Source organism: Desulfatiglans sp. (assembly GCA_012513605.1).
Classification (GTDB): Bacteria; Desulfobacterota; DSM-4660; order Desulfatiglandales; family HGW-15; genus JAAZBV01.
In genome coordinates, this window is the sequence record JAAZBV010000084.1 from 1 (window position 1) to 17,717 (window position 17,717).

The window sequence follows — 17,717 nt, forward strand, 5'->3', positions numbered from 1 at the left end:
ATAGGTTTGTCCTCCTTTTGCTTTTGGGAATTCGTTTTGTCTGGTAACTTAACGATCTCCCATAAGGAGGACTTTTTCAATATCAAAATTCATTAACTAAAAACCGTTTTTGGACAAGAGTGATTTTAAATAAAAGTTGGGTTGCTTCGCTTAACCCAACCTACACTTTTCAAACTATCTCATGTATACATTAACCAGTAAGAGGAATTATATGAACACAAACAATCCGTTTAGCAAACAAGCTGCAAAAGCAAGTTGGGCGGCAGCATTACTTGCCCTTGGCGTGATGATCTTTACTAGTGGACTGTCCAAGTCCAATCCTGAGGCATACAAAATGATATCAATGGCAACCCCTCTTATATTTATTCTAGGGCTTGGGTTGGGTGTATTCGCACTTTTTGGTATCAATAAATATGGTAAGGAAGGAATTCTTATACCGAGCATTGTAGGTATTTGTTTAAATGGTGGCTTATTAGGCTTAGTACTTATGATCGCAGTAGCGGCATTTAAACGAGCAGTTGGTTAACCACTTTTTTGACTCAGATTCGTGGAAAGTATGCCATCCGGTAAGCACTGGCATTTAATCCATAAGGAACTAATATCATGCTTATTCGCTTGTTGTGTATTGTAATGCTAATGCTTTTGTTTCCCTGCTATGGATTTTCCCAGGAGAAGGTTAAAACTATTGGTGTATTTGTTGCCCTAGCAGACAATGAGCATCAAGGGATTGTTAAGGTTCCCGATGCTGTCGGTAAAGGGGATGACCCTGATAAAAACTTATACTGGGGTACGGCTGATGGCCTGAAGGGATTCTTCGGGCGCAGCAAAGATTGGAAAAAAATACAAACCAACAATACAAACACCAATGGCTCTATTCTCCGAACAATGGTTTTTAAACATACACGGCATCAAGTGGTATTGAATGCGTTTGCATATAAAGGCGAGGCAATATCGAAATGTATTCAAGCGTTTGAAATGGCTATTTCATCAGGGACATACGATATGGTGGTCTATATCGGGCACAATGGATTAATGGATTTCACCCTTCCTATGCCAAATAAAAACAGAGATCAGGTCAAGACCCCTGATTGCGTTGTCTTATGCTGCAAGAGTGAAGAGTATTTTAAAAAACGTATTATTTCTGCAGGCGGTCGTCCTATTTTGCTAACCACTCAGTTCATGTATCCCGGAGCATTCATTCTTCATGCCATAGTTGATGATTGGATTTCAGGTAAATCTCTTAATACAATAAGATCAAGTGCAGGGGCGGCCTATGCAAAAAATCAGAATATTTCAAAGAAAGCGGGGACAGGAGTTTTTACAGAAATCATAAAAAATAATGATCGGGTAGAAAACTAAACCGGGTACTTAGGGACAGAAAAACCAAAATACTATTCACCACAGAGAGCACTGAGGAAAGTATTTATTATATTTCAATTTCAATAATAATTTTTTGCTTTTCCTGGCGCCCTTTGCGTCTTTGCGGTTCAATTTTAGCCACTGCCACCTCAACCATACAGGAACACATCCGCGGTCGCCAAGGCTAATTCTGGCCAGGGAGGGCACGGAGAAACCAAAGGCAGGTTGGTTTGCTTGGCTTAACCCTCCTTACGATTTGAAAGGAAAGGGTCGGGCGTGTCATACATTTATTAAATTTCGTCTATAATGTAACTTCTTATATTACTGTATTACCAATTAGTAAATAGATCAGATAAAAACAGTATAAGAACAGGAAAATAGAACCCTCCCACCTTTCAAGTTTATTTTCCTTTCCGGTAAAAACAAATATAAACAGCATCAGGCTGGAAACAATATTAACAATCATATCGGTGTTTGATATTGGCAAAACTCTGACTGGAGATATGACCGCGGACAAACCGAGTATCAGAAAAATATTGAAGATATTTGATCCTACGACATTCCCGATTGCTATATCGACATTTCTCTTCATTGCCGCGGTTATGGATGTTGCAAGCTCAGGTAATGATGTGCCGATAGAAATTATGGTAAGGGCGATTATACGTTCGGATATATTCAGCAGCCGGGCAAATTCTACTGAGTATACCACTATAACTCTTCCCCCAATCACCAGTAATACTAAACCAATTAATATGCCGATAATCGACTTCCTGATGGTATAATCTTTAATCCGCATATCTTCATCGTCATTTCCTGCCTTTGCAAGTTTTATATTGTAACCAAGGAATACCAGGAAAAAAAGCAGGAATACCATGCCATCAACCCTTGATATCCCTGACCATACTGCATTATCAAAAAGGATATCATTTGATGTAACTATTACCAGTAGTGCAGAAAGCAGGGCCAGTGGAATTTCTATCCATGTTGTATTTGATTTTACTGACAAAGGATAAACAATAGCGGATATACCCAATATGCCCAGTATATTAAAAATATTACTGCCTATTATGTTACCCATGACAATGTCTGTATCGTTGTTTATGGCTGCAAACAGGTTTACTACAAGCTCAGGCGAAGATGTCCCGAACGCGACGATTGTTAAACCTATAACGATATTGGGAATATCAAGTCTCTTTGCCAGGGCAGAGGCGCTGTCAACCAGTATATGTGCGCCCCATATAAGAGGGAAAAAACCTATAATAGTGAACAAAAGATATAGCATGATGTTTTTTAAAGTCGTCTTTTAATGCATATTTTCATGATCAATGTTTAAGGATTCGATTTCTACATTCTTAAACTCAAGCTGTCAATTTATTTTGCGGTGCCTCTATAGATAGGCTGGGTTTAAATCCAATAGTTTTTATTAGCCAATATAGATGCACCATTATCTGAAATGAATGTTGAGTTGCCTCGCTAAACCAGGCGATTTCGATTTCGGAGTACTGATATCGATTTAACTGACAATCTATCTTACCCTGATCTGGTTAAATAGGGGGTTTTGTCTTTGTATTCATCAACCTAATGTCCTGTTTAATTGGCGGGAATTGAATATTATAAGTTTTTAACTCAGAATTAACAGTGCAACAAATACAAGCATATGTCCCCTGTTGACGACTACCAGATTTTCTTTGACATGCCATCTCAATTACTTTAGACCACAAAGAGACATATTATGGATGAAGGTTTCAGAGATCATCGATTAGCCAAGTCTTATTTTTAAGCTTTACTCTGATGGCTTTTAGCTTTAATCATAAACGAGCGTTTAGGGATGGAGACCAATTAGCGTTTATTCGCGGTTTACATTGGCTGGGAGCCATATACATGATTAACCACCCGGCATATTTATGGAGGCCTTTATGGGTAGCCTTGAATTTTCAGTCCCATATAATAATGACCCTGATACACTTGCAGAGGTTTTTAAATGGAAGGATAACAATGCAAACAGGATAAGAGAGATATATCTTTCAGGTCCGCAGGAATTTGCAGGTTCAGGCAGGATATCCAAAGCACAGACATTTGATGATTTTTCAGATGTAGTTAAAAGAGTTCATGATGAAGGCATACGTGTTAACCTGCTTATGAATTCCGTATGTGAAGGGGCAGACTGGTACTCATCAGGAATGTTAAACAGCACAATTGCCTACCTGAAAAGGGTATTTGAGGTCTGCCACGTTGAGGCCATTACCATTGCAAATCCTATGTACATAAGGGAGATAAGAAGGCATTTTCCTGAAATTGAAATCTGCGCCTCTGTGCTCGCGGATATTGACTGTATTGATAAGGCCATGATCTATAAAAAGGCAGGCGCTGATTCATTTACGCCTGATGTTAATATCAATCGTAATCTAAGACTCCTTAAAAGGATAAAAGAAAAGACAGCTCTTGAAATAAAGCTGATGGTGAATGAGGGATGCCTGTTTAAATGCCCTTTCCGCAAATTTCATTTCAACTATATCTCTCACAGGTCAAGGAATCCTGGTGCAGAAGGTAACAGGCCAGAGGATAATGTCTTCAGCCTGAACTGTATACAGGTTTCAAAGAGTGACCCTTCTCAACTGATCAAGTCAGGGTGGATCAGGCCTGAAGACCTTGAGGAATATGGAGATATATCAATATTTTTCAAGCTTGTGGGCAGAACAAGTTCCAGGAATATGATTTTGCGCACGCTAAAGGCATATATGGGGCAGAGTTGGGATGGCGACCTGCTGGAGCTTATGGCAGGAAATCTCTATTCATGCGGCATATCTAACCTCCTGTACCTTGATAACCGCGGCCTTGATAATGAAGGATTTTTTGAAAAGGTTACATCATGCGATCATGAGTGTATTGACTGCAATTACTGTAACGAGCTTGCAGGTAAATTGATTAAGCGCGGGGTCATGACCCATGAAAAGGCAAAGGATATGGGGATGGAATAGCGGGGTATATATTAATATCCATCTTCTCTAATCCAAATCGAAATCGCTATCGAAATCGTCATCGAAATCGATTTTGAATATGTTGGAGAATCCGATTTCGATTTAAATCAAAAATCCGATTACGATTTCGATATTTTTGCCTTGACACAAAATCGATCTTTTTATAGTTATCACCACTAAACAAACTAATACAATCTAGCCTTACATCAATTAAATAAAAAATTTTTCAGCCAGGAGCAAAGAATGGCAGACCAGAACAGACCCTGGACATGGCCTGTGCCTGAATCCAGTAAAAGAATAAAAGATAATACCAGCCGCCAGGATGCATTTGAAAGGGCATCAGGTCAGGCGGTTTACACAAGGGATGTTGTGCTTCCAGGGATGCTTTATGCCAAAACACTCACTTCTCCCTATGCACATGCAAAGATTAAAAATATAGATACGGGTGAAGCTGAAAAGATTATTGGCGTCAGGGATATTCTAAGGTTTGATGATCCTGATATAGCCGGCAACCGTGGTGTTGGCGCTGACACCGGCGCCATGTACAGCATACTGGCCCTTCCCGGAATAAGTGATTTTTATCAGCATCCGATGGGGGTTGCTGTTGTGGCAGACAGCGAAGAGGTATGCGACTGTGCCTTAAGGGCGATAAAGATTGAGTGGGAGGAGCAGCCTTTTATACTTGATATGGAGGATTCTGCAAGACCTGATGCCCAAAGGATTATGCCTGAGGCTCAACCAATGGGTTTCGGTTTTGGGTTCGGGATGTCTGATAAGGAATCAAAGCAAAGTCCCAATATGGTTATGACGGAAAAAAGGGAGATAGGGGATGTTGAAAGGGGGTTTTCCGAGGCTGATAAAATAATTGAATATACTGTTAAGAGGGCTATGAATTCTCCAGCCGGTGTTGAGGCAATGGTCTGTGTGGCCCAGTGGAGAGATGATTTTCTTGATCTCTGGGTTCATCATCAGGCAAATCCCCAGAGAAACCTGACCACACCGGGAATGAGTATGGGCGGGCCTTCTGCCGGGATGCCGTTTTTTGGAGGCGGGTTAGGTCAGGCTGCTCCAATGCCTGATAAGGCCAGCACCCACTGGTCAAAGATTACTGTTAAATTTCCATACCAAGGTTCATGGTTCGGGGGGCTCTCATGGCTTGCCTATTCGGATCTCTTTATCAAGCTTGCAGTGATACTGGCCAAAAGGGCAGGGGGAAGAGCGGTAAAGCTTTTATATGATGAGAGCAGTTTTTACTGTGGCGGAGATGAGGCAGGCACCTATATCTGCAAGGTAGGGGCAAAAAAGGACGGGACCATTACCGCATACCACTGGCATATGGTGGGTGTAAGAAATCCTGCTGTAGACAAGACCCCTGAGTGTACAAAAATACCAAATATTAAAGGCACTCAATCATGGTCATTCACCAACATGGGCCATCAGGCATGTTTCAGGCACGGTGCTGCCTCATGTGTACCGCATAATGTAATGTTTGACATGGTCGCAGCAGAATTGGGGCTTGATCCTACTGAGGTCGCCCTCAAAAATGACGGTTGCAACGGGCATGACTGGGAATGGGTCACAAAGTATCAGAAAGAGAACGGGTTTCCACAGAGGCATAGCCTGAAAGAGGTAATTGAGATAGGGAAAAAGGCCATAGAATGGGACAAAAAGTGGCATGCACCTGGCTCAAGGCAGCTAAAAAACGGTCGTATGCATGGCATGGGATTTACCTCAATAAACGTATGGCACTGGGGCAGGGGGGCCATGTCATTTGTAAGTAATTCCTTTGCTTGCCTGATTATGAAGGATGGAAAGGTTACAATTGTTGGCCTTAGATGCAACATGGGCACAGATACTGAATCAGGTTATCGCCATTGCGTGGCTGCAGAGCTTGGGCTGAACTATGAGGATGTGCTTATTCAGCAGCAATCTTCTGATAACAGCGCCTATTCTCTTGCACAGCCTGCCGGGTCAACCGGTACTGTAAATGCCACTTTTCAACTGGTTATTGCAGCCCGTGAGTTAAAACAGAAGATACTTGAATCAGCAGGTTCAATGATGGGCGGAGGCATGCCGGGCTTCATGTTTGGCATGAACGGAAATGCGGGATCATCTGCAAAGAAAAAGCCTGATGATTATGATATCAGGGATAGCTATGTATTTGAAAAGGCAAACCCGGAAAAAAGGATGCATGTAAGCCAGGTTGCTGGCGGCTTTATGCAGACAAACCCAATAATAGTTCACCCTGATGTGGGATCTCCGATAAGCAGCATGATGTCCGGAGCGATGATGGGGGGCGAGAACTATGTTATGGGGAGACAGGCCCATTTTATAGAGGTAGAGGTGGATACTGAAACCGGTATGGTCTATGTAACAAATGTGGTATGCGCTAACGACATAGGTCACCTCTTTAATCGTAAGGGGGCTGAGGGGCAACAGTATGGTGGTGCAATAATGGGCTTAGGGAGGAGCGCAACAGAGGAAAAGATATTTTGCCCTGAAACAGGGGTAGGGTTAAATTTTGACCATATCAATTATCATTTCGGTACCATGAACGATTATCCTGTTGTAGACTGCCACCTGATAGAGACCCATCTCGGATATGGCACATACGGCGCATTTGGTATTGGCGAAAATATCGGCGCTGCCCTGTCAGGTATAACCTCCGGAGCGATATATAATGCCACCAAAAAGTGGATTCTTGATTACCCGATTACACCTGACAGGGTGCTTAAAGCGCTGGGGAGGATATGAAGCTTTTATAATCGAAATCGAAATCGGCGGGTTCATCGAAATCGAAATCGTTATCGAAATCGCAATCGGTATTTAAATTTTAAATACGATTTGGATTTCGATTGCGATAACCGATTGCGATAACCGATTGCGATAACCGATTGCGATAACCGATTGCGATAACCGATTGCGATAACCGATTTGGATTTCGATTTGGAAAAGATTAACCTATCAACTGTTTGTATCTTTCCCTGTTAAATTTTTCAAGCTCTTCGGTAAAAATTACATCCACCTTTGGATGGATGCTGCCTGGGGCGCCATAGGTCAGGCCTGGGATAAAGCTGCCACCTGGTGTATATTGTTCCAGCGCCCTCTTTACCTCGGTGCGGATTTCATCATCAGTGGAATCGTCCCTGTCAACAATGGCGGCATCAACACCGCCCATTATGACCATGCCTCCTTTAATCTGTTTCTGTATCTTGGGGATATTATTCTGCGGAAGGGCGCCCTGCCAGATATCTATTCCAAGTTCAACCATGTCCTCTACAATCGGTTCGAGAAATGAATCGGCATGATGCATTATTATTACCCCTTTTTCATTCATATACCGGTATGTTTTCACAAACTGGGGTTTTATAAATTCACGCCATGTATCAGGGCTCATAAACATGCTGTTTTTACTGCCCCAGTCATCATGTGAAAGCATGATATCAGGCTTGAGGTTATCCACTATGAGCTTCATGTAGTTATACCTGTATTCGCCCACATAATCACATAGCTCCATCATACATTCAGGCTCAGCTAGAAAATTCATGAGGGTGTCCTCAAAACCCATAAGGAAATGCAGCTGCTCAAACACGCCGGTTGGCATAAAGGCCATGAGCATATAATTCTCACGATCTATTTTAGAGATTGCCTCAATGGCCTGATCCCATACCCTGGAGTCAGAACAGTTGCCGACAATATCCGGCGCCTTTGCCGTATTTTTCCAGTTGCAAATATCCTTAACGACCTTGTCATCAGCCGTAACATGGGGCATTGCCGCAAGCTGATCATCCGGCCATACAACGCAGGTTCCCCATTTATCGCGGATCGGTTCCATGCCTTTAAACCGCTTTCCCCTTGCATAGAGTGCAACAGGGTCAGCCATAAATAGAACCATGTTTTCATATTGATTTACCAGCCTGTCAGGCTTGCCATTTTTCTTAATTGTCTCCAGAAAGTTTTGTTTAGCTGTAAGCATATAGATCTCCTTAAGCCTAAAAAAATGAATAAATGGGATTTTTTATGTCCTTATTACATTATATAAATGAACGAACACCGTCTACGTCATTTCCGCCACGCACCAAATACGGGATTAATTTCAGCGGGAATTCACTTTAGGTTATGTATATACAAAATGGAATTCAGCCTGTCAATCCTTGATAGCAGCGCCACTGCGGAGGATGGGCGCGAGCATGAATGAATACTTTGGCTTTTATTTAAAACATTATTAACACTTTTTCAATAATCATAAGATTGATATAACATTAGGAGAAGATGAGCAAATATAAAAAACATCCCATTTTTTTTGTTTTTTACTTTTCAAGTCGTTTTAAAGTTTCATCATATTCTGAAAAGCCGATGATTGTCTGAAGCTCCTTAAAATCCATTATGGCATTATTTGATTCACCTTTTGCCAGTTTAGACAAGGCCATTTTCATGGCATATACAGAGGCAGATAAGAGGGTAAGGGGGTAAGCTGCAATTTTATAACCAAGCTCAGCAAGGCGGACAGGGGTCAATACAGGTGTCTTGCCATGCTCTACCATATTTGCCATATGACATCCAGGGGCTTTAATGCATATGATTTCCATTTCCTCTTCTGAGCATGGGGCCTCTACAAAAAGTATATCAGCACCCATATCGTTAAATATCTTAGCGCGTTCTATGGCCTCATCAAGGCCAAGGGTTGCACGTGCATCTGTGCGGGCCATGATAACAATATCCTTTCCATTATCTAAAGCCTCTTTTTGCGCCTCTATGGCTGCCTTTAACCTTATAACAGCATCCTTTCTCTCTATAACCTCTTTGCCTGATGTATGTCCGCACCGTTTGGGGCTCTTCTGATCCTCTATCATAATACCTGCTGCACCTGCCTGGATATATCCATGAACAGTGCGCTTAACATTAACCGCATTGCCATACCCTGTGTCACCGTCAGCTATAACAGGTATCTTTATGGCGCTGCATATGTTTTTTAGCTGATCTGCCATTTCACCATATGATATAAGCCCTGTGTCAGGCAGGCCCAGCCTGGCAGCAGATACTGCAAACCCGCTCATAAAGGTGAGGTTAAACCCGGCATCTTGGATTAGTTTTGCGCTTAATCCATCATAACAGCAGGGCATGATTATTAATTCATGACTGTTTAAGAGTTTTCTCAATGTTGCTGTTTGATTATTATTAATATCGTTTTTCATAATATATGGATTTCCTGTGATCTAAAATCGTAGGCTCAAGGCTGAAAGCTGAAAGGAAAAAAATTATTCAATCTGAACCCCTTCTTTCCACTCACCCCTTGTAACAGTTCCATCTGCTTTAATATATGTCCCTTTACCGTCCATCATATTATTTCGCCACATCCCTTCATAACTGCTTCCATCAGGGTACTGGATCCTACCATTCCCGTTATACTCACCATTTTTCCATTGACCCACATATTGTCTGCCATCAGGGAAGGTGTAAGTCCCATTATTGCTGTACTTGCCATTATCCCACTCACCATTGTATTCACGGCCATCAGGCCAGGTTAATGAACCCTTTCCATGCATAATGCCTTTTACAAGATCACCCTCATACACCCTTCCATCAGGAAAGTTTATGCGGCCTGTTCCTGTGATCTGGCCATCAGTTAACTGTCCTTTGTAGCTTTTTCCCTCAGGCCATGCAAGCATCCCTTCGCCATGCCATTTTTCATCTTTCCAGCTGCCTGAGTAAACCTGACCATTTTTATATCTCATTGTGCCAGTGCCTGATATCTTCCCCTGAGAAAATTCCCCTTCATAAACAGAGCCATCAGCAAGCATGTATATCCCTGAACCATGCATTAGATCATTTTCATAATCACCATCATATCTACTTCCATCAGGCCAGACAAAAGTGCCTTTGCCTGTTTTTTTATTTCCTTTCCAATACCCTTTATATTTAGACCCATCAGCATAAATTGTAGTGCCGATTCCATTCTTGTTATTATTTGTGAATTCACCCCTGTATATATCTCCATTTGACCGGATGAGCTCACCTCTGCCGTTTCTTTTTCCATTCCAGAAATCCCCTGTATACCTTGAGCCATCAGGGTATCTCATGGTTCCTATTCCTGTAATTTGGTTTTCTTTAAACATACCGGTATATTTTGACCCGTCTTCAAGGTCATACTCACCCTCTCCATGAAATATACCGTTTACAAACTGCCCTTTATACCTTCTTCTGTCCTTATATGTAAGCTCTCCCATGCCTGATCTGACATTTTCTTTACATTCACCCTGATAGATGCTGCTGTCAGGATATGAAACAGTGCATTGCCCGTTCAGTATTCCTTTTTCAAATATGCCTTCATATCTGGTGCTATCTTTTATTGTAAAAACGCCAATACCGGTCATCTCATCATTTGTAAAGCGTCCATTATATTTATCACCACCTGGCAGGGTAAGTTCCCCTGTGCCCTCTCTTTTCCCGTTTAGCAGTTCCCCTTCATATTTACTGCCATCATTATATTCCATTACTCCTTTTCCCGTGATTATCCCCATATCCCAGTCACCGGAATAGGATATCCCGTCTGATGAGATGTAATCTCCCTTTCCATGTCTTAATCCATCTTTCCATTGCCCTGTGTATCTGGAGCCATCATTGTATGTCATCACACCATATCCGTTCTGAATGCCACCTGAAAACTCGCCCTGATATTCTCCTCCATCAGTGAAAAACAGCTTACCGCTTCCATGATATTTACCCTGTTGAAAATTTCCTTCATATTTGAGACCCTTAAGTGATTCAAATATGCCATAACCATCAATGCAATTGCCTTTAAGGCATTGCTTATCACCGCACCCGGTATTTAAAATGGACGATAAAAAGGCAATGAATATTGCGATTATACAGTAGAAATGGTTATCTATAGTTTTTTTCATTTTTATATTAAAATCTCTATTTCTCTCCTGCAATATAACAGAATGAGCTTTGATATTCTATAATGTAATTATTAACCCAATTTTTTATTTTAAATAAGTTTAAGGTCTTCTGATATGTCATATGATTGCAGTATAAAAAAACCACCTCAAAAGTGAGGTGGTTATAAATGATAGATAACGAGCAGAAGGGAGATATTATTTTACAAAAAAGAGATTCGGTTAAGCTAAGAATTACTTCTTGTCTTTTTCTGCAAGTTCCTTAAGTACTTCGCGATTCAGCTGATCGCGTTTTCTATCTGCCTTCAGATTCGGCTTATTAGCCTTTACCTTGTTTTTCCTGACAATTTTTGTCTGTTTTGAATTGGAACTCATTGTTATATTCCTTTCAATATTATTTATGCACTATGGCACAAATATTTGATCAATATTTATAAAAAGGGCAATAGCAATGATATAAAACAGCATACTAATGCCCCGATAATATACTACCTTTTGGCGGCCTCTTCCTTTGCCCTCAGTTTAAGCCTTTTTTTCCTGCGGTGTCTTCTTCTTTCTATTTCGCGTTTTCTCTCAATTTTTTTATGGCTTCCCATTGAAAACTTTATCCTCCTTTTTCTCGTGCAATATATATACGGATATTATCCCTGTTAATCAAAAAATGTATTAATTATACAAAGTTATTGTTTTAGTCAATCCAAATATCCATTTTTTAAAACAATTCCACATTTTTTTCCTTTTCATTACAAAAATAATGATTTTATTTTTGAGTGGATTGCTTTGCTTAATTTTTATCTTGCCTTGACTTCAAAACAGGGGTTAATAATCTCATATTAACTATTTGACAGTTTTAACTGATTACAGAAAAAATGAACAATAAAAAGCATATATTCTATTACGGCTGGATAATAGTGGCCGTTTCATTCCTGACCCTGTTTTTTTCAATAGGGATCAGGGTATCATTTGGCGTTTATTATGTTGCTATCCTTGATGATTTCAGGTGGAGCAGGGCAGACACTGCGCTGGCTTTTTCAATTGCCATGTGTGTTCACGCCATGTTTGCACCTGTTTCAGGCTACCTGATCGACAGGTTCAGCCCAAGGCGCCTTTTCCCGGTCGGAGCAGCATTTCTTGCAATCGGCCTGATTTTGTGCAGCTTTATCAGCAACAGGTGGCAGTTATACCTCTTCTGGGGAGTGTTTACAGCAATCGGTATAAACATGACAGGATTCGCACCCAACATGACCATTGTCCCAAGATGGTTTATAAAGAAAAAGGGGCTTGCAAACGGGATTGCTGCCTCAGGGATAGGAGCAGGGTCACTTTTTGTGGCAATGATTGCAGGGTTAATAATAAAATACTGGGGCTGGAGGGCCGCATTTTTAGTGACTGCGACTGCTGTATTACTATTCATCATACCTGCTGCATCCATTTTTTTAAGGCATTCACCACAGGAAATCGGGCTTTTGCCTGATAATGTTAAAAATAGGAGAGAGGAAAGGGCAGGGGGTATCCTGTCAGGCATCAATGCTGAGAAGATATCTGAACGCCAGTGGACTATTGGTATGGCAGTAAAAACAGCTCCTTTCTGGTGGATCAACCTGACCGCCGCGTGCCACGGGTATATAGTCAGCATGATGGTGGTTCATCAGACAGTGTATGTTGTTGATTCCGGATTCAGCCATTTGCTCGCAGCATCTATGCTCGGCATCACTTGGGGGCTTGGTTCTATTGGAAATGCATTTTTCGGGGCAATATCCGATCGTATCGGCAGAAAAAGGGCACTTGCTTTTGGCTCTGTTTTGGCCTTTTCAGGGATGTTATTTTTTCTGTTTCTTAAGGAGGCACATCTAAATATACTTCTGTATCTTTTTGCTTTGCTTTACGGGGTAGGGCAGGGTGCATATTCCCCAATCTATGCAAGCAGTATGGCGGATCTCTATGCCGGGCCATCATTCGGAAAGATAATTGCTACCGTATCTGTGGCCTATGGAATTGGCGGTGCATTCAGCTCATATGCAGGCGGATATCTCTATGATGCAAGAGGAAGTTATCTGTTGCCCTTTTTATCTCATATGGTTTGTATACTCCTTGGCGCACTCGGGATATGGATGGCATCACCGGAGAAAAATAAAATAAGGTATCAGTTGTCTGTATAGCATAAAGGGGGCATGTTTATTATACCCCCCCTTTTTTTTAATGAACCAACTGTAGATGTGAGTCATATTGTCATAAGCCTTTTAAGCTTATTTCGATAACCATCCATATCAATTATCGGTTTTCTTGCAACTCCTGTACTCATTGCTGCCTCTACAATGGCAGGTGTTACCCAGAAAATAGCCCTTGGGTCAAAGGGCTTTGGAATAATGTAATCAGGCCCGAACTGGAGGGATTTTAAACCATAGGCATTAAGGACCAGATCTGGAACATCCTGTTTGGCTAAACCCGCAAGGGCATAGGCTGCTGCAAGCTTCATGGCATCATTGATCTCTGTTGCCTGGCAGTCAAGGGCACCCCTAAATATAAATGGGAACCCAAGCACATTATTAACCTGGTTAGGGAAATCAGACCTGCCTGTAGCTATGATAGCATCAGGCCCAGACTTTTTTGCATGGTCATAATCTATCTCAGGGTCAGGATTTGCAAGAGCAAATATGACTGGTTTATCTGCCATTTTTAGTAACATCTCTGGCTTAAGGGCATCTTTAACAGATATACCGACAAAAACATCAGCGCCCACAAGCGCCTCTTCAAGGGTACGGCATGGCGTATCTGCTGCAAGCTCCTCCTTGTATGGATTCATTCCTTCTGTTCTTCCCTTATAGATCACGCCTTTACTGTCACACAGGATAACATTCTCCTTTTTTACCCCAATTAAAAAATGGAGTTTACAGCAGGCAATACCTGCTGCTCCTGCGCCATTGTAAACCACCCTGATTTCGTCGATCTTTTTACCAGTGACTTCAACAGCATTCATAAGCGCCGCAGTGGTAATTATTGCAGTGCCATGCTGATCATCATGAAATACCGGTATTTTCAGGTGCTTTTTAAGCTCTTCTTCTATGTAGAAGCAGTCAGGAGCTGATATATCCTCAAGGTTTATACCTCCGAATGTAGGTTCCATAGCCTTTACTGCCTGTATGAACTGATCAGGTGTTTGGGTATTTAATTCAAGATCAAAGACATCTATATCTGCCAGTTTCTTGAACAGAACGCCTTTACCTTCCATAACCGGTTTTCCTGCAAGGGCACCTATGTTGCCTAATCCAAGAACAGCAGTACCATCTGTTATTACTGCCACCAGGTTTCCCTTTGCTGTATATTCATATGCAAGCTGAGGGTTTTCCTCTATCTCAAGGCACGGGTAAGCTACCCCGGGGGTATAGGCCATGCTCAGATCATAGGATGTTGAGAGTGATTTTGTTGCATTTACCTCTATTTTTCCAGGTCTTATTTTCCTGTGATATTCAAGTGATTCTTCTTTACTTACAGCCATAAAATTTCCTTTTAAAAAAATACAAAATGAAGGGTAATCTCTATTCTGAACTCTTCACTAAGTCAATAGCTGATTCAGTAATATCTGAAATAGCGCTCATTAACATCCAAATTACTGCCTCAATACAATGTAATATTCACGATGAGTAATGGGAGTATCCGTTCAGAGGTTGAGCAGGTTTAACATGTAAAAAGGGAATTCCTGACAGGTTTTGCATATTCAGTATTAATTCTGGCATACCATATATTTGAATTCATAAATTGACAATTAGCATGCAACCGGGTTATGTTTCTTTGTTGTTGTGTTTCATAAATTTGAATTATAGATAAAATTTCTAAAACTTTTATTTCAAGCCGCGGGATTTTACTTAATCCTGCGGCTTTTTTATTTGGAGTCATTACATGAGATTATTACTTACCTCGGTATTCGGACCATATGCAGTAGATGATGAATATGGCGTAAAAGAAAATAAGATGGAGCTGTTCCATAATCAGGTTACAAGAGAACAGGGCATATTTTCCTATCGTTTCAACCACAGGAGCCAGGGCCTTTATTTTCTTGCTGAGAATATCGACATTCCGACCACAGTTCTGGATTTTCCAAACCTTAAACGTTTCAGACATGAACTGAGAAAGGGTTACGACTATATAGGGATAAGCTTCATTATCCCCAATTTCAAGAAGGCAAAGGAGATGGCAAGACTTATCCGGCAGTTGTCACCTGAGTCAAAAATTATACTTGGAGGGCATGGAGTAAGTATTCCCGGAATAGAGGCGATGATTGATAATGACTATATATGCAAAGGTGAAGGGGTATTCTTCTTAAGAAAGCTTTTTGGAGAGAACCCGGATAAACCCATTAAGCACCCTCTTGGTTACAGCTCATTTAACAGGAGGGTTATGGGGGTTCCATGGGCCTCTGATTCAGGGATACTGATTACTGGTGTGGGTTGTCCTAATAAATGCAGGTTTTGCGCAACGTCACACTTTTTTGGGGATTACATTCCATACCTGAAGAGCGGAAAAGAGATATATGATCTCTGCTGCAAATATGAGGATGAGATGGGGATAACTGATTTTGGTGTTCTGGATGAAAACTTTCTAAAAATGAAGGGTAGGGCACTGGAACTGCTCGAACTGATGGAACGTAATAACCGCCATTTTACCTTTGCAATATTCAGTTCAGCCGAAACAATCAGGGAACTGAACGACCTTGATATCCTTGTAAGGATGGGTATCAGTTTTATATGGATTGGTGTTGAATCACGGCAGGAGATATACCTGAAAAACAGAGGGACGGACTTCCCTGTACTTATCGCTGAACTAAGGAAAAGAGGGATCAGTATACTTGCCTCATCCATCCTTTTTCTTGAACAGCACGATAAAAAGACAATCTGGGAAGATGTTGATTTTGTCACCTCACTTGACCCTGATTATCTTCAGTTTGCATCCCTTGGGCCAATACCTGGCACACAGTTGTACAGTGACTATGAAAAGGCCGGGAAGTTAAATAATGAGGTGCCATATGAATCGCAACATGGTCAGGGAGAAATATGGTTCAACCATGCCCATTTTACAAGGGATGAATCAAGGGAGTTTTTAAGGCTGGCATTCGAGATCGACTATAACCGGAACGGGGCCTCCATGCTTCGTGCCATAAAAACAGCATTAATGGGTTACATATATTGTAAAGAACACAGTGATGAAACAATAAGAAGACATACAGCCTCATTTGAGAAGAGACTTAAAATTATGAGGTATTTTCTTGTTGCAGCAACCATTTTTGTTCAGAACCGTAAAAGTGAATCCCTGCTTAAAGAGATTAAAGGTCTTTATTGTGAAGCTTTTGGAAGGGTGGGTATACGAATATTGGGTTTATCAGCGCTGGTTGTTCTTTTAAGTCTCAAGGAGTATCTGCGTTGCCGCATTTCAGGTGATAAAATAAACCCAAAGACATCTTGTACTCTTTATGATGAAAATAAAACAGGCCATTTCCCTGGCAAAAGTAAGATAGAAACAGTCTCTCTTCCTTCAAAGATAATTCCGGTCTTACCTGAACAGGCTGGTTTAAGGTATAAAACCTAGTTATGATGGGGTATAAAAATGCAAATGCATGGATCTTATCCTTTGACTAATAATTTTCTTGATTTCTATTTAATAAGGTATATATTGGTGAAAATAAAAAAGGGTCGGGTTTAGTTGCCGACTGGTTTCATTCACAGGGTAAGACTTTTAGGCATCCTTTGTATAGAAACTAAAATTTAATTCGAAAGGAGGATGTCAAAATGAGTAGTGGTACAGTGAAATGGTTTAATGATAAAAAAGGTTTTGGTTTTATCGGACAGGACGATGGACCGGATGTATTTGTTCATCATTCAGGTATTGTATCAAACGGTTTCAAGAGCCTGGATGAAGGTGCTCGTGTTACGTTTGATATTGAGAATGGCCCGAAAGGCCCATCAGCAGTAAACGTAAAAACTGTTTAGTAGTTTATTTAAATAGTTAGATAATTAAGGGCGCTTATAATATTTATGGGCGTCCTTTTATTTTTTGATTTACACGATGAATTATCAGCGTAAATCAATATAAGAAAAAAGTAGCAGATGATTGCAGGCTGTATCGAAGTTGGCGAAACGCCCTACTCAAAAAATCCTCATAATTTAATTTCAAAAAACTCAATTTCTACAGCGTACACCTGATAATGACAAGGCGTTATATTTTCGCCTTTTTCGATCTCTCTTTCACCCGCTTTGGAGCCCTTTAGAAACAGGCTTTCCATTAGTATGTGTTCTAATAACAAGCCTGATCGATTATTGCATAGTAAGTTGACTTAATGAACTTCCTGTGGGATGCTATAAAAAAATTGGCTCCTCACAAGAATTTGTGGGTGCCAGGTTAATAAAAAACTTGAAAGCATGAATCAAATCAAGTACTTCCTGTTGGTGACTAACCTATGGGAAGGAGGATATGATTCATGCTTATCGAA

12 protein-coding genes and 1 pseudogene are annotated in these 17,717 nt (G+C 41.0%); 7 read left to right on the top strand and 6 right to left on the bottom strand.

Annotated elements, in window-relative coordinates:
- Positions 1-211 precede the first annotated feature (211 nt).
- Both GX654_10565 and GX654_10570 read left to right on the top strand, forming a co-directional pair.
- A complete protein-coding gene (locus GX654_10565; GenBank protein ID NLD37299.1) occupies positions 212-526 on the top strand; it encodes a hypothetical protein in 315 nt (104 codons plus the stop codon).
- Between the two features lie 77 nt (positions 527-603).
- A complete protein-coding gene (locus GX654_10570) occupies positions 604-1,359 on the top strand; it encodes a hypothetical protein (GenBank protein NLD37300.1) in 756 nt (251 codons plus the stop codon).
- A 316-nt stretch (positions 1,360-1,675) separates the two neighbouring features.
- On the opposite strand, the gene GX654_10575 is transcribed toward GX654_10570, so the two are convergent.
- Positions 1,676-2,641, bottom strand: a complete 966-nt coding sequence (locus GX654_10575) for a calcium/sodium antiporter (protein ID NLD37301.1) — start codon at positions 2,639-2,641, stop codon at positions 1,676-1,678.
- Between the two features lie 634 nt (positions 2,642-3,275).
- On the opposite strand from GX654_10575, the gene GX654_10580 reads away from it, so the two are divergent.
- The gene (locus GX654_10580; GenBank protein NLD37302.1) at positions 3,276-4,337 is read left to right on the top strand and encodes a hypothetical protein; all 1,062 of its coding nucleotides are present in this window, start codon (positions 3,276-3,278) and stop codon (positions 4,335-4,337) included.
- A 243-nt stretch (positions 4,338-4,580) separates the two neighbouring features.
- Positions 4,581-7,091, top strand: coding sequence for a molybdopterin-dependent oxidoreductase (locus GX654_10585; GenBank protein NLD37303.1), 2,511 nt, complete (start codon positions 4,581-4,583; stop codon positions 7,089-7,091).
- Positions 7,092-7,293: 202 nt separating this feature from the next.
- Here GX654_10585 and GX654_10590 read toward each other — a convergent pair whose 3' ends face one another.
- The 4 genes from GX654_10590 to GX654_10605 form a co-directional block, all read right to left on the bottom strand.
- Positions 7,294-8,313, bottom strand: coding sequence for a uroporphyrinogen decarboxylase (URO-D) (locus GX654_10590; GenBank protein ID NLD37304.1), 1,020 nt, complete (start codon positions 8,311-8,313; stop codon positions 7,294-7,296).
- A 334-nt stretch (positions 8,314-8,647) separates the two neighbouring features.
- Positions 8,648-9,532 (bottom strand): isocitrate lyase/PEP mutase family protein, encoded by an 885-nt coding sequence (locus GX654_10595; protein NLD37305.1) that lies wholly within the window; start codon positions 9,530-9,532, stop codon positions 8,648-8,650.
- A gap of 63 nt (positions 9,533-9,595) precedes the next feature.
- Positions 9,596-11,239: a hypothetical protein gene (locus GX654_10600; protein ID NLD37306.1), complete on the bottom strand. Its 1,644-nt coding sequence runs from the start codon at positions 11,237-11,239 to the stop codon at positions 9,596-9,598.
- A gap of 231 nt (positions 11,240-11,470) precedes the next feature.
- On the bottom strand, positions 11,471-11,611 hold the full coding sequence (locus GX654_10605) for a hypothetical protein (protein ID NLD37307.1): 141 nt from the start codon (positions 11,609-11,611) through the stop codon (positions 11,471-11,473).
- A gap of 494 nt (positions 11,612-12,105) precedes the next feature.
- On the opposite strand from GX654_10605, the gene GX654_10610 reads away from it, so the two are divergent.
- Positions 12,106-13,395 carry an MFS transporter gene (locus tag GX654_10610; protein ID NLD37308.1) on the top strand — a complete coding sequence of 430 codons (1,290 nt, stop codon included), beginning with the start codon at positions 12,106-12,108 and terminating at the stop codon, positions 13,393-13,395.
- Between the two features lie 62 nt (positions 13,396-13,457).
- On the opposite strand, the gene GX654_10615 is transcribed toward GX654_10610, so the two are convergent.
- Positions 13,458-14,732 (bottom strand): hypothetical protein, encoded by a 1,275-nt coding sequence (locus GX654_10615; GenBank protein ID NLD37309.1) that lies wholly within the window; start codon positions 14,730-14,732, stop codon positions 13,458-13,460.
- Positions 14,733-15,133: 401 nt separating this feature from the next.
- Between GX654_10615 and GX654_10620 the strand changes: the two are divergent.
- Positions 15,134-16,690 (top strand): annotated as a pseudogene (locus GX654_10620) (radical SAM protein).
- 326 nt (positions 16,691-17,016) lie between these two features.
- Positions 17,017-17,217 carry a cold-shock protein gene (locus GX654_10625; GenBank protein ID NLD37310.1) on the top strand — a complete coding sequence of 67 codons (201 nt, stop codon included), beginning with the start codon at positions 17,017-17,019 and terminating at the stop codon, positions 17,215-17,217.
- Positions 17,218-17,717 lie beyond the last annotated feature (500 nt).